The sequence below is a fragment of the Halobacillus sp. H74 genome (assembly GCF_052246715.1).
GTDB lineage: Bacteria > Bacillota > Bacilli > Bacillales > Halobacillaceae > Halobacillus > Halobacillus litoralis_A.
Genome location: NZ_JBQQCI010000005.1, coordinates 226,241 through 246,591, shown reverse-complemented (window position 1 = coordinate 246,591; position 20,351 = coordinate 226,241). Strand labels below are relative to the sequence as shown.

Annotated in this window: 24 protein-coding genes and 2 riboswitches; of the genes, 12 read left to right on the top strand and 12 right to left on the bottom strand. The window is 40.9% G+C overall.

The window, feature by feature from the left end; all coding sequences use genetic code 11:
* Positions 1-1,101: a glycine cleavage system aminomethyltransferase GcvT gene (gcvT, locus tag ACTWPX_RS13550; RefSeq protein ID WP_443120211.1), complete on the bottom strand. Its 1,101-nt coding sequence runs from the start codon at positions 1,099-1,101 to the stop codon at positions 1-3.
* A gap of 64 nt (positions 1,102-1,165) precedes the next feature.
* Positions 1,166-1,264, bottom strand: a riboswitch (glycine riboswitch).
* Positions 1,265-1,267: 3 nt separating this feature from the next.
* Positions 1,268-1,358: riboswitch (glycine riboswitch) on the bottom strand.
* A gap of 175 nt (positions 1,359-1,533) precedes the next feature.
* Between gcvT and ACTWPX_RS13545 the strand changes: the two genes are divergently transcribed.
* Positions 1,534-3,177, top strand: coding sequence for a DEAD/DEAH box helicase (locus ACTWPX_RS13545; RefSeq protein ID WP_443120210.1), 1,644 nt, complete (start codon positions 1,534-1,536; stop codon positions 3,175-3,177).
* Positions 3,174-3,977 carry a YqhG family protein gene (locus tag ACTWPX_RS13540; protein ID WP_443120209.1) on the top strand — a complete coding sequence of 268 codons (804 nt, stop codon included), beginning with the start codon at positions 3,174-3,176 and terminating at the stop codon, positions 3,975-3,977. The genes ACTWPX_RS13545 and ACTWPX_RS13540 overlap by 4 nt, the downstream gene beginning before the upstream one ends.
* Positions 3,978-4,092: 115 nt before the next feature.
* Here the strand turns inward: ACTWPX_RS13540 and ACTWPX_RS13535 are convergent, their stop codons facing one another.
* Together ACTWPX_RS13535 and ACTWPX_RS13530 are read right to left on the bottom strand one after the other, a co-directional pair.
* Positions 4,093-4,278, bottom strand: a complete 186-nt coding sequence (locus tag ACTWPX_RS13535) for a YqzE family protein (RefSeq protein ID WP_128526475.1) — start codon at positions 4,276-4,278, stop codon at positions 4,093-4,095.
* A gap of 51 nt (positions 4,279-4,329) precedes the next feature.
* Positions 4,330-4,812, bottom strand: a complete 483-nt coding sequence (locus tag ACTWPX_RS13530; protein WP_443120208.1) for a shikimate kinase — start codon at positions 4,810-4,812, stop codon at positions 4,330-4,332.
* A 98-nt stretch (positions 4,813-4,910) separates the two neighbouring features.
* Between ACTWPX_RS13530 and comGA the strand changes: the two genes are divergently transcribed.
* The 7 genes from comGA to ACTWPX_RS13495 are packed head-to-tail and all read left to right on the top strand — an operon-like array spanning position 4,911 to position 8,400.
* Positions 4,911-5,921: a competence type IV pilus ATPase ComGA gene (comGA, locus tag ACTWPX_RS13525; protein WP_443120207.1), complete on the top strand. Its 1,011-nt coding sequence runs from the start codon at positions 4,911-4,913 to the stop codon at positions 5,919-5,921.
* The gene (locus ACTWPX_RS13520; RefSeq protein ID WP_443120206.1) at positions 5,875-6,609 is read left to right on the top strand and encodes a type II secretion system F family protein; all 735 of its coding nucleotides are present in this window, start codon (positions 5,875-5,877) and stop codon (positions 6,607-6,609) included. Before comGA ends, ACTWPX_RS13520 begins: the two co-directional genes overlap by 47 nt.
* A complete protein-coding gene (locus ACTWPX_RS13515; protein ID WP_443120205.1) occupies positions 6,587-6,928 on the top strand; it encodes a type II secretion system F family protein in 342 nt (113 codons plus the stop codon). The genes ACTWPX_RS13520 and ACTWPX_RS13515 overlap by 23 nt, the downstream gene beginning before the upstream one ends.
* A 17-nt stretch (positions 6,929-6,945) precedes the next feature.
* Positions 6,946-7,248, top strand: coding sequence for a competence type IV pilus major pilin ComGC (gene comGC, locus ACTWPX_RS13510; protein ID WP_347232251.1), 303 nt, complete (start codon positions 6,946-6,948; stop codon positions 7,246-7,248).
* Positions 7,220-7,678, top strand: a complete 459-nt coding sequence (gene comGD, locus ACTWPX_RS13505) for a competence type IV pilus minor pilin ComGD (RefSeq protein ID WP_443120204.1) — start codon at positions 7,220-7,222, stop codon at positions 7,676-7,678. The genes comGC and comGD overlap by 29 nt, the downstream gene beginning before the upstream one ends.
* Positions 7,665-8,000 carry a hypothetical protein gene (locus ACTWPX_RS13500; RefSeq protein WP_443120203.1) on the top strand — a complete coding sequence of 112 codons (336 nt, stop codon included), beginning with the start codon at positions 7,665-7,667 and terminating at the stop codon, positions 7,998-8,000. Before comGD ends, ACTWPX_RS13500 begins: the two co-directional genes overlap by 14 nt.
* Complete coding sequence (locus ACTWPX_RS13495; RefSeq protein WP_443120202.1) at positions 7,981-8,400, top strand: competence type IV pilus minor pilin ComGF; 420 nt, start codon at positions 7,981-7,983, stop codon at positions 8,398-8,400. Before ACTWPX_RS13500 ends, ACTWPX_RS13495 begins: the two co-directional genes overlap by 20 nt.
* Positions 8,401-8,796: 396 nt before the next feature.
* Here the strand turns inward: ACTWPX_RS13495 and ACTWPX_RS13490 are convergent, their stop codons facing one another.
* Positions 8,797-9,180, bottom strand: a complete 384-nt coding sequence (locus ACTWPX_RS13490) for a Spx/MgsR family RNA polymerase-binding regulatory protein (protein ID WP_443120201.1) — start codon at positions 9,178-9,180, stop codon at positions 8,797-8,799.
* A gap of 249 nt (positions 9,181-9,429) precedes the next feature.
* Between ACTWPX_RS13490 and ACTWPX_RS13485 the strand changes: the two genes are divergently transcribed.
* The gene (locus ACTWPX_RS13485; RefSeq protein ID WP_128526467.1) at positions 9,430-9,675 is read left to right on the top strand and encodes a DUF2626 domain-containing protein; all 246 of its coding nucleotides are present in this window, start codon (positions 9,430-9,432) and stop codon (positions 9,673-9,675) included.
* 111 nt (positions 9,676-9,786) lie between these two features.
* On the opposite strand, the gene ACTWPX_RS13480 is transcribed toward ACTWPX_RS13485, so the two are convergent.
* Entirely contained in the window at positions 9,787-10,410 is a 624-nt protein-coding gene (locus ACTWPX_RS13480) for an MBL fold metallo-hydrolase (RefSeq protein WP_443120200.1), read from the bottom strand.
* A gap of 162 nt (positions 10,411-10,572) precedes the next feature.
* Here ACTWPX_RS13480 and ACTWPX_RS13475 point away from each other — a divergent pair, with 162 nt between their 5' ends.
* Positions 10,573-10,737, top strand: coding sequence for a DUF2759 domain-containing protein (locus ACTWPX_RS13475; protein ID WP_128526465.1), 165 nt, complete (start codon positions 10,573-10,575; stop codon positions 10,735-10,737).
* A 78-nt stretch (positions 10,738-10,815) separates the two neighbouring features.
* Here the strand turns inward: ACTWPX_RS13475 and ACTWPX_RS13470 are convergent, their stop codons facing one another.
* From ACTWPX_RS13470 to ACTWPX_RS13445, 6 genes are all read right to left on the bottom strand, one after another.
* Positions 10,816-11,604 carry an ABC transporter permease gene (locus ACTWPX_RS13470; RefSeq protein WP_443120199.1) on the bottom strand — a complete coding sequence of 263 codons (789 nt, stop codon included), beginning with the start codon at positions 11,602-11,604 and terminating at the stop codon, positions 10,816-10,818.
* A gap of 14 nt (positions 11,605-11,618) precedes the next feature.
* Positions 11,619-12,305: an ABC transporter ATP-binding protein gene (locus ACTWPX_RS13465; protein WP_443120198.1), complete on the bottom strand. Its 687-nt coding sequence runs from the start codon at positions 12,303-12,305 to the stop codon at positions 11,619-11,621.
* A 278-nt stretch (positions 12,306-12,583) separates the two neighbouring features.
* Positions 12,584-14,464 (bottom strand): LTA synthase family protein, encoded by a 1,881-nt coding sequence (locus tag ACTWPX_RS13460; protein ID WP_443120197.1) that lies wholly within the window; start codon positions 14,462-14,464, stop codon positions 12,584-12,586.
* A 317-nt stretch (positions 14,465-14,781) separates the two neighbouring features.
* Positions 14,782-15,741: an ROK family glucokinase gene (locus tag ACTWPX_RS13455; RefSeq protein ID WP_443120196.1), complete on the bottom strand. Its 960-nt coding sequence runs from the start codon at positions 15,739-15,741 to the stop codon at positions 14,782-14,784.
* Complete coding sequence (locus ACTWPX_RS13450) at positions 15,720-15,956, bottom strand: YqgQ family protein (protein ID WP_443120195.1); 237 nt, start codon at positions 15,954-15,956, stop codon at positions 15,720-15,722. The genes ACTWPX_RS13455 and ACTWPX_RS13450 overlap by 22 nt, the downstream gene beginning before the upstream one ends.
* Before the next feature lie 67 nt (positions 15,957-16,023).
* Positions 16,024-17,475: a spore germination protein gene (locus ACTWPX_RS13445; protein WP_128526459.1), complete on the bottom strand. Its 1,452-nt coding sequence runs from the start codon at positions 17,473-17,475 to the stop codon at positions 16,024-16,026.
* Positions 17,476-17,650: 175 nt separating this feature from the next.
* On the opposite strand from ACTWPX_RS13445, the gene ACTWPX_RS13440 reads away from it, so the two are divergent.
* Positions 17,651-18,511: a hypothetical protein gene (locus tag ACTWPX_RS13440; protein ID WP_443120194.1), complete on the top strand. Its 861-nt coding sequence runs from the start codon at positions 17,651-17,653 to the stop codon at positions 18,509-18,511.
* Here the strand turns inward: ACTWPX_RS13440 and ACTWPX_RS13435 are convergent.
* On the bottom strand, positions 18,505-20,037 hold the full coding sequence (locus ACTWPX_RS13435) for a rhomboid family intramembrane serine protease (RefSeq protein WP_443120193.1): 1,533 nt from the start codon (positions 20,035-20,037) through the stop codon (positions 18,505-18,507). The genes ACTWPX_RS13440 and ACTWPX_RS13435 overlap by 7 nt on opposite strands.
* Positions 20,038-20,351 lie beyond the last annotated feature (314 nt).

The following is a 20,351-nucleotide window of genomic DNA, read 5'->3' as shown; positions in this document are numbered from 1 at the left end:
TTATCGTTTATAAAATGGTGTTGAGACGACTTTCGCTTTCAAACGGCGCTTACGCACTTGGACAGTGACTTCTGTCCCTTCCGATGTATATTTTTTATCCAACAATGCAAGTCCGACATTTTTGCCAAGCGTCGGGGACTGGGTACCTGTAGTAACAAAACCGATGACCTTTTCGTCGTCCAACACGTCATAATTAGTGCGGGGAATCCCTTTATCAATCATTTCGATTCCGACCAATTTCCTTTCCGGGCCTTCTTCTTTTTGTCGCTTCAAGACTTCCCTGCCAATGAAGTCCGTATCCTTCTTAACCTTGACAGCAAAATTCAGACCTGCCTCAATTGGTGTAATATCTGCACTTAATTCCTGACCGTATAATGCCAGGTTCGCTTCAAAGCGCAATGTATCACGCGCGCCTAAACCGACAGGCTTCAGTCCGAATGGCTCCCCTGCTTTAAGAAGAGCCTGCCATAGTTCCGCTCCGGAAGAGGCATGCAAATAGATTTCGAAACCATCTTCCCCTGTATATCCCGTTCGGGAAACAATCGCCCGTCCTTCTACACCACGTAAGGATACGTTTTGCTCAAAACGAAAGAATTTGATAGAAGAAAGATCTGTATCTGTCAAAGTCTGCAATGTTTCTTCTGCTCTTGGACCTTGAACGGCTAACTGTACATATTCGTCAGAAACATCTCCGATCCGCACATCTCCATCCTGGTGCTGCTTCAACCATTCAAAATCTTTTTCACGATTGGCAGCGTTTACGACTAATAAGTATTTCGCTTCATCTAAATGGTAAACAATCAAATCATCTACCGTGCCCCCGTTTTCATAACACATGATGGTATATTGCGCTTTTCCTGGTTCAAGCTTAGACACATCATTCGTCAACATCTTTTGCAAAAATGCTAAACTGTCCGGCCCTTCAACCATTACCTCAGCCATATGGGAAACATCGAACAACCCAGCCGCTGTCCTGGTCGCCTCATGTTCATCCTTGATGCTCGAGAATTGCACAGGTAATGCCCAACCTCCGAAATCGATCGTTTTCGCGCCTAGTTTTTTATACTCAGAATATAAAGGTGTTCGTTTTAATTCTGTCAAACCAATCACTCCTTCAGTACTATTTTCACCCATAAAAAAAGAGACTTCACCGTTCGTGGGAAGTCTCTGTCCGTTAACCAGAAAGTTTCACGCGGCCTCTTTTTGTGCCAAACGCTTGCTTCTTGGGTGGTTCGCATCTGTTTTGTGCGAACACTCTCCAGAGTTGCGTCCTATAGAAGTCTTTTTGCCTGAGAGATTCACATCGGAAATGCTTGCTCCTTCGGCGCCACGTAAGCGGTCTCTCCCTCTATAGTCATTCGCTTTCGTATTTTTCTAGATTTTACCGGGCATACTATTGCCTAGCGATTAGATGCATTTTAGTATCATTTTCAGCTACATTATATCACGCGTCTTCAGCAAAAGACACGAAAATTCTACAATAATTCACAATCTTTAATCATTCCTATTAAGAATAGATGGAGGGCTGCAACAATGATCGAGATTCAACCAGATCAATCATTTATTCAAAACTTATCTGAAAACCTGGATCAACCCGACCGATTAGCCACATGGGAAGGATTCAAACTAGCCTATAAAGCTGCACAGTTCAAAACCGTCCCCCGCTTTGATGGACTGCTTTCCATTGAGCATCTTCCACATGTCGATTTTATGGAACACCAGTTGGAAGCCGCTGAAACAGTCATCCACCAGATGAATGGCAGAGCTATCTTAGCCGATGAAGTAGGGTTAGGGAAGACATTGGAAGCTGGTTTGATCTTGAAAGAATATATGATTCGGGGCCGTGCCAAAAAAATTCTGATCCTTACCCCCGCTTCCCTTGTGAACCAGTGGATACAAGAATTGAACGAAAAATTTTATATCCAGGCTGCTTCTCCCAGAAAAAAACAAGCTGCCTGGAGTGAATGGGACGTCACAGTCACTTCCATCGACATGGCTAAAAGGGAAAACCACAAGGAAGAAATATTATCCATTGATTATGACCTCATCATTATTGATGAAGCCCATAAATTGAAAAACCATCAAACAAAAAATTATCAATTTGTCCAATCCTTGAAAAAAACCTATTGCTTACTTTTGACGGCCACTCCTATTCAAAACAAATTGAGTGACCTCTTTAACCTTGTGTCGATATTGAAACCTGGTTATCTAGGAAACCTTACAGATTTTAAGAAAAAATATAGAAAAAATGCTGAACAAGACAGTAATATCGAGCACATTCACTCCCTTGTCGGTCACTTGATGATCCGCAACCGCCGTAAAGACACTGGGTTGGATTCATCCAAACGGAAGGTCGTGAATGAAAGCCTATCCTTTACTGAAGAAGAAAAGGAGATGTACTTAAAACTAGAAAACCTGAAAGCTACCCACCCGTCTTTTACCTGGTTGACTTTAGCTAAAGAACTTTGTTCCTCAAGAGAGGCTTGCTATATGTCTCTGAATCAATTAAAGAAGAACGCTTCTGAAGAAAATGGGAAGTTATATGACGAATACATTGACGCGGTCGGGAAGCTTCCCCATCATGTGAAAGCAAAGCGGATGGCAGAATTGATTGAGAATACAGGGGAAAAATTCATTATTTTCACGGAATATAGAGCAACTCAGTTTTATCTGCAATGGTACTTGCAGCAAAATGGCATCACTTCTGTACCTTTCAGTGGGAAGTTCAACAAAAGCAAACGAGATTGGATGAAGCAGCTCTTTCAAAACAAAGCACAGGTAATGGTGGCCACAGAAGCTGGAGGAGAAGGTATCAATCTGCAGTTTTGTCATCATATGATCAACTATGATCTACCGTGGAATCCAATGCGTTTAGAGCAGCGCATCGGCCGTATCCACCGTTTTGGCCAAGAACACGATGTGAAAATTTTCAATTTCGCCATTAAAGACACTATTGAAGATCATATAATGAAAATGCTTTATGAGAAAATCGAAATGTTCAAAAATGCAGTCGGTGACCTGGATCATATCCTGGAGCAAATCCCGGGAGGAGCTTTTGAACAGCAAATCCAGTCTATCCTGAAACAGTCGGAAAGCCAGGGAGAGATGGACATCAAGCTGGATAATTTAGTCAGTTATGTAGAGCACACCGTTAATGAAAGGAGAGAATCCAGTTGAACGCCTTAAACCCTTATACTACGTTTGTTCAACAGTTTTTCACCTCGTATGGATGTTCAGTCGTTGAACAAAGCGATTCTCATTTTAAAGTACAATTGACAAATGAAATGGATGAAGAAATCATGAATCGCCCCTTCTACTGGCACTATATGAAGAAGATGAACCGCGCAGGTGATCCCATGCAGCTTACCTTCACAGATACCGATCAGAAAATAAATCAAGGCATCTATTTGCATGCAGGAACACCGAAACTCCATACTCTTTACAATACAGCCATAAAAAAAGCAAGGACAGCGCGCTTATATGAAGTCATCCATCAGCCCGACCACAATAAAGCGATGAGCCCCTGGCTGGTGGTGAACGCACTTCTTCACTACAGAGGAAAGCAGGCGAAGGACGAACCTATATCCATCGGATTGAATTTAATCCATGGGACAATGACACTCAGAATGATGGAGCGAATCCAAAATATTGATTTCGAAACAAAGGTGTCTGATTATACTTTCCCTATGACACCTGTTATTACGCTGGCCAGTGCCTATAAAAGAATCGAGAGGCATGTAGAAAATTACATCGCATCCAAAAATAACGATTGGGCGATAGAATCTTTACGGCATTTAGACCAAGAAAAACAATTGCTGGAATCTTTCTACCAATCCGAAGATATCGGACTGGAATCATTCACTAAAGAACGTGAACAAATCGATACCCGCTATAAACCATACATTGACATGGAAGTCATAAACGGGGGGTTGTTTTATATATCTCAAGAAACAAGTGCATCCTGGGTCAATGGTTGAAATGGAGTTAGCTCTTGGAACACAAAACACACTCAAGATGGTATATTATGAATTCCTGTACCAACGTAAAGAAGCCGCTGATGTATCAGCGGCTTCTTCTTGAACGTTTTCCTTTTCAATGATTGGTCAATTTCCTTTTTCTTTTGAACATCTTCAAAGCCATCGGAACCATTCCAAACCAGTAAAAAGAAGATTTCTTGGATGGTTTCTTTTCCTTCTTTTGTTTCTTCTCTTCCTTAGACATGTGCATATACTTGACCATTTCTTCTGTCAAAAACTTCACGTAGTCATTCTGCTTCATGAGAATCCCTCTTTTTTCACCTATATTATTTATAGTATGTTCAGAATCCCCTTATTTTAGACACTTTACAATCTCATCTGTAATTACCCCGGGCGTTTTTCCGTCCACCGGGATAATATAATCTGCAAGGCTTTCATAAAGAGGAAGACGCTCTTCGAGTCGGGCTTTCTTTTCTGCTATCTCCCCTTTCCAAAGCGGGCGTTCGGTATCATCAGCCAACCGCTCGACAATCGTTTCCCAGGAAGCCTGCAAATAAAAAACTGTACCCTCTGCAAGGAGATCCCTGTTTTCATCTGCCAAAATGATTCCGCCGCCGGTTGATACAATTTCATCCCCCTTGATACTTTTCAAAAAAAGCGTTTCTTTCTCCCTGAAGTAGCTTTCCCCGTGATCTGAAAACATCTGGGGAATAGTAGTCCCTTCCTTTTTTTCGATTTCTTCATCCATTTCTATGTATTCTTTATGCAGCTCCTCACTAAGCTGCTTAGCTATTGTGGATTTGCCACTTCCCATAAAACCAATTAAATAAATCATGCGTAACCTCCTAGAAAAAAATCAAATGAAGCAGGATTATTACAAGTTATGTCGAATAGTATACTTTGCAAATATAAAAAGATGAGGTGGTATGTTTATTGAATTCCATTGCCAATCATGCTCATGACCTGATTGTATCTGCTGTCCAGCAAACCGCCTCTGATATCCACTTCTCTCCCTACGCAGAAAATGCGAGCATCTATTTTCGAATCCACGGAAAAAGAATTTTCCACTCAAATCTTCCGTTACCCCTTTATCAAAAGATGCTCTCTTACTTTAAATTCACCTCAGGAATGGATATCGGAGAGCAAAAGCGCCCTCAAAACGGAACCCTCCAACACAGAGCCAATCACTCGATTTTCGACCTGCGTCTATCCACACTCCCCATCACAGGGACGGAAAGCTTAGCCATCCGCATACTCAACCCTATGGATCACACACCACTGGAACAGCTATTCCTTTTTCCCCACCAATTAGAGAAAATCAAACATTGGCTGCATCACCGCAGCGGTATGATCCTTTTCACAGGACCTACTGGCAGCGGAAAAACCACCACGCTCTATGCCTTACTTCAATCTTTGATGAATCAAAGTTCTTTCCAAGCCATCACATTAGAAGATCCGATCGAAAAAAACCTGAATAATATTATTCAGGTGCAAGTCAACGAACGAGCAGGTATCACCTATGATACTGGATTAAAAGCTGCCTTGAGACATGACCCTGATTTACTGATGGTCGGTGAGATCCGTGATCAAGATACTGCACAATTCGCATTTCGGGCAGCTTTAAGCGGACATCTTGTCATTAGTACAATCCATGCCAGAAGCGCCTTTGGAACGATTCACCGCCTCAAAGAAATGAATATCCAACAGGCTGAGCTTGAACAATCTCTGATTGCCATCGCTTCCCAACAACTTGTCTCCATTGAAGGAGGTGAGCAGCTTCCAAAGAGAGCAGCGATACTTGAATTATTGGAAGGAGGCAATTTACAGAAAGCAATTCATGGCTACCCTCCAGGGGACCAGTCTTTTTATTCTTTTTCCCATTTAAGGAGGAAAGCATATGCCCTCGGATTCATTAAGAAACATGAAATCGATCCGGTTTCGTGAACCCCCTTTATCAGTTAAGCATCAAATCACTTTTTTTCAACGTTTAAGTCATATCCTGGGAAAAGGTTATCCATTGCTCGATGCACTTAAAATGACTGGATGGGATGTCGCTTTGAAACCGACCACCGAAGCAGTAGCACGATCATTGAGTAAAGGAGACACGCTTGATGCAGCATGTGAAAAAGCCCGTTTTTCCTCTACTGTCACACAGTTTTTATATTTCAGCCATATCCACAATGATTTACCGAAGACTTTGAAACAATGCAAAGACTTATTGCAAATGAAAAAGGACTATAAACAAAGGTTTTTCCAGGTCATTCGTTATCCCCTCTTTTTGTTTATCTTTCTTGTTATCGCATTCCTCATTCTTCAACAAACGGTTATGCCCAATTTCGTGTTGTTATTTGAGGGTCAAGAAAATAAAGCCCCTTGGACTTATGGTTTTGATGACACATGCTCTCAACGCAATCGGAATATGCAGTATCATCCTCTTCCTAAGTCTGATGTGCCTCAAGTTTATCTTACCCCATATGACATTACAAAAAAAGCTTTCTTTCTACCACCGTGTCCCACTGGTGAAGTTTTATCAGTCCTTCTCTCTATCGTTCCTTTTCACCACACACCTTTATTCTTTATTGCAGGCAGGCTTGACTTTAAAAGAGTCGATGGAGCTGATGAAAAACCATAAACAATATGAAATCCTCTCCTTTTATAGTGAACGGATCCTATCAGAACTATCTGAAGGAAAGTCCTTCGGCGAAGCCCTTCATTCATGCACGCTTTTCCGAACGGAATTGACGGATATCTTCCACCATACAAATGACATAAAAGCATTACAAGATGAGCTGGAAATGCTTGCGGACTTCTTCATGGAGTACATGCAAGAAAAAATCAAAGCGTGGCTCCAAATGATCCAGCCCGTGTTTTTTGTTTGCATCGCTGTCGTCATCATCAGCATTTATGCTTCCATTATGCTCCCCCTCTATCAATGGATGCAACAAATTTAACTAAAGGAGAAATCGAATTGTTAAACAACGAAAAAGGTTTCACTCTAATTGAAATGCTTATCGTGCTGCTCGTTATTTCCGTCTTATTGATCATTACCATTCCGAATATGGCACAAAACAGTACGACGATACGAAGTAAGGGGTGTGAAGCGCTTATAAAAACAGTCGAAGCTCAAGGAGAAGCTTATTACATCGACACTGATTCTTACGCAACCAGCATTGACATACTAGAATCATCAGACTATATCAGTACGACGACATGCCCGAACGGAGACGAGTTAGCATACAGTGATGGGAAAGTATCAATTGTGGGGGAATAACTATAAAGGCTACACATTCACAGAAATGGTTATTGTCCTATTATGTTGGTCGGTCCTTCTATCTTCTATCATTCCTCTCCACCACAGAACGTCTCAGCAGGTGCAAGCATCATTATTCATCCAACAATTCCAGGAAGACGTTCTACTTATCCAGCAGTTGACCATGCAGAAACATGCCTATCATATGTTGTTGTTCGAAGAAGAAACAAACGAATATAAACTTTATGATGCAAAAAACAAAGAAAACATATTTATAAGGAAACTCCCCGATCAATGGAGGATTAAAATGCTCACCTTGAAAACTGTTATTCAATTCAATCAAAGGGGAATGATTAACCAGGCTGGTACGATGAGAATTGAAACCCCTCGTACTATATATAGAGTCACCTTTCCGTTTGGTACAAGCAGGGTCCGAATTGAAAAAGAATGAAGGATTTACAATGATTGAGACCATCTCTGCTTTCAGTATATTATTAGTCATCACCACCTTCCTGCTCCCCATTCTCACCCTTGTCCAAAGCTCGCAAAAAGATCTCTCTTTGGAAAGGAAAGTGCACTTACTTTTACATGATGAGTTCTATAATTATATACAAACGTCTGATGAATTTCCTTATTTCAAGTCAGATACTACTATCCTCCCTGTCAGAATGAGTTTCCAAATAGAAAAAGGCTGGATAGAAGGGTGTGCAGAATGGAAAAATCATCACAAACGAAGCAAGGAGTTCTGCTTGTATGCGCCTTATGAGGAATGAGAGGGCGTTCACCCTTTCAGAAGTGATGATCAGCTTGACTTTGACAATGATCATACTCTCATTGTCTACACCACTTCTTTCGCTGATTCATACAAAAAATTTTTATTATGAGGAAATGGCCGTTCAGCAACTTGGGACATTTATTCAAGAAGAAATTAACAGATCCAGGAACTACTCCATTTATCCGGATGCCATTACAGTTATTGACAAGAACCACCGAAATGTCTTAATCGAACAATACGGGGCAATCATCAAGAGGAGCGTGGACGGTTCAGGGCATGAAAGTTTGTTACAGGATGTCCAATCATTCAAAATAGATACGAGCCCCCAAACCATCATGATGGAAGTGATGATGAAAAGTGAAAAAGTTTACAAGCGCACGATCCATCTTCCACATTAACAATGAAAGAGGAGTTATTTTTCCATGGGTGTTGATGATCTCATTGTTGCTCATCCTCTTCACTATGAATACCATCCAACAATATAAAAATCAATTAGTGCTAACACAACTCCACGAAAGCTCCATCATGAAACAAAGCATGTTAGAAACAACAAGAAGTTCATTAGAAAATCATTTAATTTCACTTCCAGAGCTACAAACTACCTACAATTATACATCGCAGCACCCAAATGGCGAAATCTCTTCCGTATGTATGAGAGAGTCTGGACAAAAATGGGCATGTGAATGGGTGCTTAAGGATTTCGACGGGCGTACCCAGCATTCCAGAACCTTCCATACATTATCAGAATAAAAATCGCACCTTCATTCAGGAGGTGCGATGAGCATCATCGTAATTCAAGACATATTTCCCACGGGCTCCATCCGGTAATCCGTAATCTTTTTTAGTCCATCAGGATCATAACCAATAACAAGGCTTTTTCCGTTCGTCAAAATAGGCCGTCTCAAAAGTTTCGGTTTATCGATGACAAGATCCAAAAACTCACTCAAAGATAAATTTTCCACATCCACTTCTAACGTTTTATATTCTCTACTCCTCTTTGCCAGAATCTCATCAATTCCATGTGTGGTAAGCGAGAGTATTTTTTTCAGTTCATTCGCAGAAGGAGTTTCACGAAATAAGTGCTGTTCGTTAAATTCCACTCCCTGATTTTTCAACCATGCCTTTGTACGTCTGCATGATGTACAACTCGGGTATGTGTAGAATTTCAACTCGTCCATATTCAGCTCTCCTCACTATATTTAAGTATATCCACATTGTACATCTGATGTATAACCTTTGTGCAATATTTAAAACTTGTTTTTCGACTTATAACAAGATGCTCCCCCTCACCAGCCTTGAACGCATATAATAGCGTTGTTTAACAAATACTGTTGAAAGGTAAAGAAAAATATGATTTATTTACAATTGTTTAGCGGTCGTTTATAATGTGTATGATAGTTTAACGAGAGAAAAGGAGGGGGAATAGCATGGATCGTATGTTTCGAGTGCTAGCCTTTTGGACAGGTATATTTGCTGTCATGTTCTATACAGGCGATATGATGGAAGCGGCATTATTATCTCTTGCTCAAACGGCTTTTTTCCTTGCTGTTGGTTACCTTAAACTGTCTGAGCGTATGTATGTGTACATATTTTTCTCATACTTGACAGTTTTCATGATTGGTTTTACGTATTATTCTTCATTTATTCTCGTACCGAGTTTCGGTGGACACTAAAAAAACCTGTTACCCAAAAGGGTAACAGGTTCTTTTTTTAAAGATGGAATGGAGAATCCGCTTGATTCCAGCAAAAACATTTTCTAGATTAACTCCTGTATTCTATAAAGATTAATTAAAAAACGGGTTTTCTTCCCTCTCTTCTCCAATAGTAGTCGGGAGCCCATGACCTGGATAGATCCGCATGTCATCGCGAAGGCTAAACAGTTCCTTTTCAATGCTCTTCTCTAATTCTTGCCGGCTTCCTCCCGGGAGGTCCGTTCGCCCTATCCCTCGCTGAAATAGGGTATCTCCAGCAATTGCGAACCGTTGGTTTCTAAACACAAAGGAAACACTACCGGGGGAATGACCAGGGGTATAGCGAACCTCAAAAGCGAACCCTCCCAAATCGACTTGCCCAATTTCAAAGAAGTGATCAGCAGGGCTTGCGGTTATTTCCCCCAAACCGAACAAACCTGATCCATTCTTTGCAGGATCACCAAGCCAATCCGCTTCTTTTTCATGTATGTACACAGGTGCATCATATGCGTTACGGACATCTTCGACAGCGCCTATGTGATCAAAATGAGCATGCGTCAGAAGCACTGCAACCACATTCAGTTCACGTTCTTTCAAGTAACTCTCCAATTTCTCAAAGTCTCCTCCAGGATCAATAACTAAAGCCTTTTTATTTTCATGAACGATATATGCGTTTGTAGCCATCGGCCCTAATGGCAGACGTGAAATTTTCAACAATGGGTAGACACCTCTTTTGTAATTTATTAAAATACAGATAGATAACTCGACATTTTCTCTTTTATACTATAAAATAAATAAGGATCAACATTCGCTACATATAGTATAACATCCATAGTAACGGGATGATAATAAAGAAAAGAGATATAGGGGGTGCTGAGCTTGGTAACAGCTATTCTTCTTCTACTCGTAACAATCCTATGTGTATTTGCCGTTTTCCGCGAACTGAAAACGAAAAACTTTTTTGCCGTCTTATTCGCAGCTGCATCAGCATTAATTTTCGGTTGGTTCTCTGTAATGACGATTTATTACAATCTATTCGGCTAATGAACACAGGAGAGCAGGTTGCTATACAGCAGCCTGCTTTTTTTATTGTACAAGTGGATCCGAAACATAACCTGATTCTTAAGATCGAGAACTCTTAATATCTTCTGCCGACTCCAGTAATTGCTTATTTTTATTGAAAAAGTAACGATACATGGCTAGTGTTATGAACATCGCACTTAAAGATACAGAGGAAAATATACTCAGGGAAATGACCAACTGATATTTGATGGCCATGACAGGTGAAACTCCGCCTAAAATAAGTCCTGTCATCATCCCGGGTAATTGTACCAACCCGATCGTTTTCAAACGATCGACGTTGGGAATGAGCGAGGAATGCAATGTCTTTTGAACAATTAGGTGAGACGCTTGCTTTGGTTCCGCTCCCAGCGATAAAGAAGCAAGAAGCCTTCCGTTGTTAGCCCTGAATTCATTTTTCATTCTTTCAAGTGCCAATCCCATAGCTGTCATACTGTTACCAATAACCATCCCACTCATCGGAATGACCTCTGATGGCCGAAAGTTGATCATATCAAAAACGAGCCATAAAGAAAGTACCCCTATTTCAACAAAAAGAAGGCCAGTAAAGATCACGTACCCAACATAAGGGAGTTCTTTCCCTTTTTGCCGGGCGTGAAGGGTAGCGATGACGATCATTACCATAAGCATGAACGGGATCCCATAAGATGCAGGTAAATCAAATAAAAAAGTAAGTATATAACCAATAATAAATAACTGTATCGTCCCCCGGAATGTTGACCAAATGACACTCTTACTTACACCTAGCTGGTAATAATATGAGAGAACTAATGGAACGATCACAAAAATAATAAGAAAAAACAGCGATTGATTAGAAATTTCAGGTTCCAAATGTGTTCACTTCCTTACTGCTCTAAGAATTTGGATAGCCGCTCTGTTTTAGGCTCATCGAGCATATCTGGTATAGCACCATCCTCCTGGAGCTTCCCATCTGCAATAAACAATCCCCGGTCTCCCAAGCGTCGTGCTTGATTCAAATTGTGAGTCACCATCAACATTGTCAGCTGATGTTCTTGGATCAGACATGCTAACACTTCTTCAATTTCTTCTGCGGTCTTATAGTCCAAAGCACTCGTCGGCTCATCTAAAAGCAATACTTCAGGTGAATTGGCTAACGTACGCGCCAACGATACCCGCTGTTTTTCTCCGCCTGAGAGCTGCTCTACATCCCGATTTAAATAACTGGAGGGAAGCTGGACATAATCAAGCAGTTTCTTTCCATCTTTTTCTTCCCACTCCCCAAACAGTGCTGGTCCATATTTAATATTCTCAAGCACAGTACCTGGGAATAGATTTGGCGCTTGAAGCACAAGCCCTACATTTTTACGAAGTTTAGTTATCGGCTGGTTTTGTATAGGGGCGTCTTTGTAGTAAATCTCTCCTTGTTCAGGATCGCTTAGTCGGTTCAATAAAAATAGCAGTGTGCTCTTACCTGCTCCTGACGGTCCGAATAGAATAACCTTATCCTGTTTATCTATTCTAAAATTCAAATCATGCAGCGGTTCCTGGCAAACATTTTCAAAACGGAACATAATCGAACCTCACCTTCTAATAAAGACTATCGTATGTTGGTATCATTACCCTTACTCATATCAAAATATGTGATAAAAAAAGCGGAAATATCATTATATCAAAAGCCAGGTTAAACTTCAGCGCTCCTATTCTCCTCCAAAACACCATTATCCAAAACCTGCGGATTCACACTTGCAGATAAGACTGTCACTGCCATAAATGTCACCACTAAAGTTCAACAAAGCTTTACCATAAGAAAGCCGCCATGACATCGATGTCATGACGGCTAGTACTTCTCTTATTCACTTGAAGAATCGAAATCATAAAACCTGAAGAGATCTCCATAAATGATGTTATCAGAGTAATTGAGCTCTTTTTCGACCTTTTCTTTAATCGGTTGGCAAGCCTCCGTTTCTTCTTCGGCTAACAGCTCACCGGTAGCGCGGTCATAACACTGCTCATTCGTAAATAAATACTCTTCACTAATAAAGCTTCCGTCTCTCATTGCAATGAAGTCCTTCCCATCTTCTGCGAACATATTGTCACCGAAGGTCATGTCTCCCCCGGCATTTATTCCGAGCAAATGAAGCAAGGTAGGTTTGACATCAATTTGGCCGACGACGTCTTCTCTAACTCCTCCACCTTCATACCCAGGGATGTGCACCATGAATGGGACACGCTGCAATTGAGTCTGGACGAACGGATCCACTTCTTTCCCTAAGAATTGTCCCATCGCTTCATTGTGGAAATCACTGATTCCATAATGGTCCCCCATCAATACGATGATCGAATCCTTATATAACCCCGCATCCTTCAATTGTTGGAAGAATTGCTGTAAAGCTTCATCCGTATAGCGAGCGGTTTGGAAAAAGGAATTCAATGTCTTAGAATTTGAATCAAATTTATCAATATTCGCTTTTTCTTCAGGAAGTTCAAAAGGAAAGTGGTGCGTCAAAGTAATGAACTTACTATAAAACGGTTTCTCCTGAGACTGCATATATTTGATGGATTGTTCGAAAAATGCTTTATCCTCAAGGCCCCATCCAAATGAGTTCTCTGGTGTCACCTGGTAAGATTTTTCATCATAGAACTCATCATATCCAATGTTGTCATACATCGTATCTCGATTCCAGAAGCTTCCATTATTAGCATGAAAAACAGAAGTTTCATAACCTTCATCATTCAATATTTCAGGCAGGGCATTGTACTCATTTCCTGCATGTGTGAAATACACCGCTCCCCTCCCTAAAGGATAAAGAGAGTTTTCAACGATGAACTCGGAATCCGATGTTTTCCCTTGTGCTGTTTGGTGATAAAAGTTTTTAAAGAAAATAGTATCTTTGCTTTCTTTCAAATCATTCAAGAATGGTGTTGTTTCTGTACCGTTGACCTTAGAATCCAATAAGAAATTCTGGAAAGATTCAACACTTACGAAAATGACATTCTTATCTTCTGCAATGCCATAAAGGTCTGCTTTTTTATTAACTTCATCAGGAGAATTTTCTTCTAAATATGTTTCAATCTCACTGATTTCACTTCCATCTGCGAACACCCTTTGTGCTTTCGTCTTCGTCTGCATCGTCGCATCATAAAGGTGATAGTTGTACACTCCGATATTTTTCACCAAGTATTCACGGTCAAAAGCACGGACAAATAACATTGGACGCTCAATCTCTGCAAGTACGACATTCCCTGACAAAAGCAGAAATGTGACTGCTGTAGCTGCAATTTTCCCTCTTTTTGGTAACTGGACAGATAAGCCGAACTTATGTTTACTCAAATACCAAACAAGTGCGACATCAGCGAAAATCAGAAGATCCTCAATGTGAAGCAAGGTCAAGAAGCTGCCTGTCAAATCTGCTGCATTATTCCCTTGAAACAATACCGGGATAGTTATGAAATCTGTAAAATTACGGTAAAAAATTAAGTTTACAAATAAGATCAAAGATCCAATCAATATCGTCCATCTTAAATACTTCATTTGCCTTTTCGGTTGCAACCACACACTGATAGCAAAAATCAAGTATGCACTAGCGATTGGGTTGAATAGCAATATAAATTCCTGCATCGGATTTTCAATAGATAAATCAAACATGAATCTATAGACGAAATATGTTTTCAAACCAAATAGCAATGTCGCTATCACAAATAAAGGCATGCGAATGTTTTTCAATTGCATGATGGTTCCTCCTCTACTACGTTACCAGGCCAACGAGACATACGTTTACCCAATTCCATATCTCTTTTAACAATTTCCACTTATAATCAATATTAAACTCGTTCTTATTATATGACGAATTAACCACCAGAAAGGTTTCATGAAAATCAGTAAAAACCAACATTTGTAAAATGATGTTTTATTGTCTTTCCCATCATAATAAAAGAACATTAGAATTGGAAGTCTCTCACATTAAAAATCCTTTACAAAATAAGACAAAGAGGAAATATTCATGACTGCGACAATAAAAAATTGGAGCTGAAAAAGCTCCAATTTTTTCACCTATTCTTCTTAACTAAGTAGCAGCCACCGATGACTCCTGCATCATTGCCCAGCTCTGCCAGGTCAAAACTGGAAGCCTCAGCTGTTCTGCGCAATGCGTATTTTCTGTAAGCGACCTCCAAAGGATTTAACAGTAAACGGCCAGCTTGAGAAACTCCACCCCCGATCACTATTTTTTCCGGATTGATGGCTATAGCCATATTAGCAATGGCCATTCCCAATACGTCGGATACGTCTTTTAATACTTGTCCCGCTGCTGTATCGCCGGCTTCAACAGCCTCGAAAACGTCCTTCGCTGTCAACTGGCCACTTGCCATGGTTTTGTGTAGAGAAGATTCGGGATAATGTTCCACGACTTCTTTCGCCTTTCTCACAATACCGGTAGCCGAAGCCTCAGTTTCTAAACAACCGGTTTTCCCACAATTACAAGGCGCGCCACCGTCTGGAACTACTGTGACATGACCTAGTTCAGCCGCCGTTCCATTAGCACCGTTCAAAACGTTACCGTTAGCGATGATGCCGCCACCCACTCCTGTTCCAAGTGTCACCGCAATCAGTTCACTGCAACCTTCACCAGCTCCCAGCCAGTTTTCACCTAAAGCGGCAAGGTTTGCATCATTATCGACCCAGACCGGAAGGCTAGTCAGTTCACTCAAGCGCTCCCCGAAAGCAAAGTCTTTCCATCCTATATTGACGGCCTCATGTATGTAACCGGTTTTCGTGTCAACAAATCCAGGAGCGCCCGCACCAATTCCTGCGAGATTATTCTTTTCAATCTGCAGATCCCCCAGTTTATCATCGATCGCTTTGGCAATATCTGATGGTATAGATTTCCCTTGCTCTTCTGTATTTGTCGGAATTTCCCACTTTTCAACGATTGTACCGTCTTCTTGAAGAACTGCTAATTTTACGGTCGTACCACCAATATCTGCCCCTAAATAAAACGTTTGTCCCACCGGTCTTCTTCCCCCTTCTTTCGATCCCGTAGCCGCGTCATTTCACTTCGCAGTAACAAGATAGCCATCTGATAGTCCTCGATGGTCATACATTGTGATTTATACAACTCACGGACTTCGTCTTCCATCAATTCAAGATCGGCTATACGATCACCTACGTATATAATCGTACCGAACTTCTTCAGAAATTGTTGTACATCATAAATTGTTTTCACGTCACATCACCTTCTCTTATTATACCAATAGATAACTAGATTGAAAACGCAAAAAAACCCTGACCGTTCATCGGTCAGGATCTTTTGGATGAAGAAAGGCAGGTCTTCTGTTTTTAAGCGGAATAGGGGACCGAATCAAGACATCTCTCAATGGCTTCCAGGAAAATGGCATGAACGGCCATAGATAAGGCGTTTTAAATGTTTGCATGTGAGATAGGTAAAGCAACCAGAAGGTGACCCCGATCACATAACCTTTTACACCGAACAAGCCTGTGACAAGTAATAAAGCAAGCCTTGATATTCGATCTGCGAGACCTATTTCGTAACTTGGAGTAGCAAAAGTTCCAATAGCAGCTAATGCTAAATACAAGACGACTTCGCTTGAGAACAATCCTACATCTACAGCCACTTGACCGATTAATATAGCGGCCACCAAACCCAAAGCGGTTCCGAGAGAGGAAGGCGTATGGATGGCTGCCATCCTCAACATATCAATTCCAACTTCGGCAATTAGAAACTGGACAATCAATGGGATGGTCCCCGCTTCTGAAGGGCCGATAAAGGATAAATTTTCCGGAAGGAGGACAGGTTGTTTTGATACTAGAAAATATAAAGGTAAAATGAAAATCGATGCAAAAAATGCAAAAAAACGAACCCAGCGAAGGTATGCTCCTACAAGTGGTTTTTGGCGATATTCTTCCGCATGCTGGAGGTGATGCCAAAAAGTCGCTGGCGTGATCATCACACTCGGTGATCCATCAATGATGATCAATATATGTCCTTCGTAAAGGTGAGCCGCTGCCGTATCCGGCCTTTCAGTATAGCGAACCACTGGATAAGGGTTCCAATGCTGACCACTTATATATTCTTCGATTGTCTTTTCAGCCATTGGCAGAGCATCTGTATCGATTTCCTGCAAAACTCTCTGTAAGTGTTCGATCCGATCCGTCTCCGCAATATCTTTCAAATAGCACAAGCACACATCGGTTTGTGAACGACGTCCGATTTTAAGATATTCCATCCGTAATGATCTGTCCCTGACCCGTCGTCTCGTCAAAGCCGTGTTGAATACGATTGTTTCAACAAAACCATCTCTTGACCCACGAACAACTCTTTCTAAATCAGGCTCTTTTGGTCCACGGACTGGATAAGTCCTGGCATCAATCATGATGATCTTATCTACACCTTCAACAAGAAGAGCCGTTGGGCCGGCTAACACATTATCAGCCGCTTTATTCAAATCCTTTTGTTCATCCAGCTCCACATAGGGTAAGTGCGTTTTCAACAATTGCTCTAAGGGATCTGGATCAAGCTGTTCTTTATCTAAACGAGAAAGCAATTTCATCAAATAATGCAGTATCTCATCTTTGACGAACCCATCCACGAGAAATAGCGACATGCCTCTTCCTGCATACACCAAGTCTAAATGGATCATATCAAAACTTTCATCCACACCAAGTCTTTCCCGCATGTAGGAGACATTTTTCTCATAGTTATCAAACAAAAGCTGTTCTTCCATGACGTTCCCTCCCTGCTGCCTGCTACCATTTAGCTTTTTCTAAATAGAAGAAAACATACGTCGAAACATGAGAAGCCTCTTTCTCTTGAATTCCCTTGCATGTCCAAGAAAGATCTATCATATCTATCTGTATACATACCCGTCAGAAAGAAAGGAAGCTTAAGGAGAGGATAACGTGAAAAAAGTTTGGTTGTTCTGGGTATTGGGTCCGTTAGCCTTAGCCATTATCATAGCCTTATACACACAATATTTTCAGGAAGAATCTGTGGTCAAATATTTTCCTTTAGATGAAGAACGAGGTTTCAGCAAGTTTGCAACCACGTTAAATTTTTCAGCACAAGAAGATGCGGATGAATACGAGGTCCTTTGGGACGTCTCTTCTGAAAGTGACCGCCCTATGTATTTGCGACAAGACGTGTCTCTTTTATATGTGAACGGACGCCTTAAAGGTGTTGTGAGTAAATGGGAAGAAAACGTTTCTGAAATAAAAAAAGAGACGAGCATACATGGAGAAGATAGCCAAAAATACCAGGCGATCTCTTTCCATCATGGAGAAATTCATGAAGGCGATGACCCGATCAAAAGTATTCAAGAAACTTCAAAAGATGAATTATATGTCATAGATTCCCCACATTCCAGTACTACTGCCTTCAAAAAACCTTCAGATCCTGAAGAAGAAGAGTGGAAAGAAAGGCTTGATCATACCATTACACAGCAAATTGAAGCTCAATGGGAAGAATTGCTGACACATTATCAAATCCAAAAAGATAACTACACCTTAGTTCCGTTGACCGAATTAGCAGATTTTAAAGAAAAAACCTTCCCTGGCACAACAGAAGAAAATTTTGCAAGGATCAAAGGCCAACTGTGGGAAGGTCTCTATAAAAATTATATACTTGGAATCAGTGATACAAAGTCATCCCACCCGATCCAAAGCTACATTCCTCTCATCTTATTTGATAAAAACGGTAAACATTTGATGGTCCTGTATGAAGATGACACCGGCAAGAAACACCAACTGATCCAGTACTATTGAAATTCTTTATTTAAATTTTGGAAATCCTCCTGGTCTGGTTTCAAGTCAACGGCTTTAGCGGCATGTTCACCCGCTTTTTCCAATTCACCTTCACTCTGGTATAAAAGAGCTAAATTATAATGTGCCTCAGCCATATCAGGAGCAAGATCGATGACTGCATGTAAATCTTCACGTGCTCGATCGATTTCCTCTGTTTGATAATAAGCATAGGAACGATTAAACAGTAACTCCGCTTCATACGCCCCAGGATCATCGAGGGCGGCTGTCGTCTTTTCTATGACAATATCATAGGCTTCCTTTTGATTGAGTTCTTGAGTTTCCTGGACTTGAGATAATGTCTGCTCGCCATTAAAGATGCTGGTCGCCCCCATTAAGACCATTGCTCCCAGTATTATAAGATATAGGAGGAAAGCTGAAGTCTGCAGCTTTTTATTTTTTTGCCCTGGCATATTAATAAGTGCCGAAGCCAGGAAGCCACCTATCAATCCTCCCATATGGGCTCCGTTATCCACTTGAGGGACAAGTAATCCAAAGACGATATTCAAGCCGATAATAAATAATAAATTCCACCCCATTGTCCGGAAAAACAAACGCTTATGCTGAACCCCGAAATAGAGGAGCGCACCAAACAAACCAAAAATTGCACCTGAAGCACCAGCGGCCACATGGGGATTCAACATGAAACTTGCCACCCCGCCGAAGATACCAGCCAGCATATAAATGACGAAAAAACGCCAAGTGCCGTAAATCTTCTCCACAGCTGTACCTAAATAAAATAACGCAAACATATTCATCAACAAATGCAAAGTACCAATATGCAAAAACATGGATGTTGCGATCCGCCACCATTCCCCAGATATAATGGCAGGGTTGTATTTTGCACCAAATTCAATCAGGGTAAGAACAGAGGTGCTGTCCCCCTTCCACTCCACATACGTAAAGATCAGTATATTCAACATCAATAAAACATAGGTTATTCTCGGTTTACCGAACTCAAATAAAGATTGCATTCGTTTCTTCTGATTTCGATCCTGACTGACGACCTGTTGTTTAATATAAGGAATCATCGCTTCCATTTCTTGTTCATTGATGTGTTGATCAATCAATGGTTCCTTCAAACCAACTGTATCGTAGAAACGTGACTTCTCTTTATCTTTATTGCTATCAGATAAGTAATAAAGCCTTGTAGGTATTTTTGAATCCGGAAGCTGTTCCGTAATATCCTCCCATTCATCTACCGGTGGATGGGAGGATATATATAAACTATGTAAGTGGATCTTCTTCCCGCCACGAAAAAGCTGGCGGTTATTTTTCAATTGTTTATAAGTGGCCTCTACATCTCTTTTCAGCTCACTTCTCCAGTTGATCTGTTTATGCTTCAGGCGAACGACATGGGTTTTCCATTTGGAATCTTTCTCGAGCCACACTTCTCCTTCTTCCGTATTCATATGCAATACTTGAAAATCTTGGCCGATAACAAGATCGTATGTCAATTTCCATAAGTAAAACTCTTGCTGAATGAACACACTTCTTCCCCCTTCACGCCTAACATCATACCATTTTCACATCCAGCAGAACCATCCATCAGCTTTATAAAAAACACACACTTTGTATTTTCAGAAGTCGAAGTTATCTTCCTCAAGCTTAAGAGCAATCATATAGCGAATTGCCCCTCTCACTATACGATGAAAAAGCCGTCAGATGTTAGCCTGACAGCTTGTTAATACATTAACGACCACGAAACATTTGTGAAAGAAATTTTTGCCTGACCCATGGAATATTCATGGAGAGTCGAACGAAAACTTTTCGCAGTGCTGGAATTCTTGTTACAATATCCAAT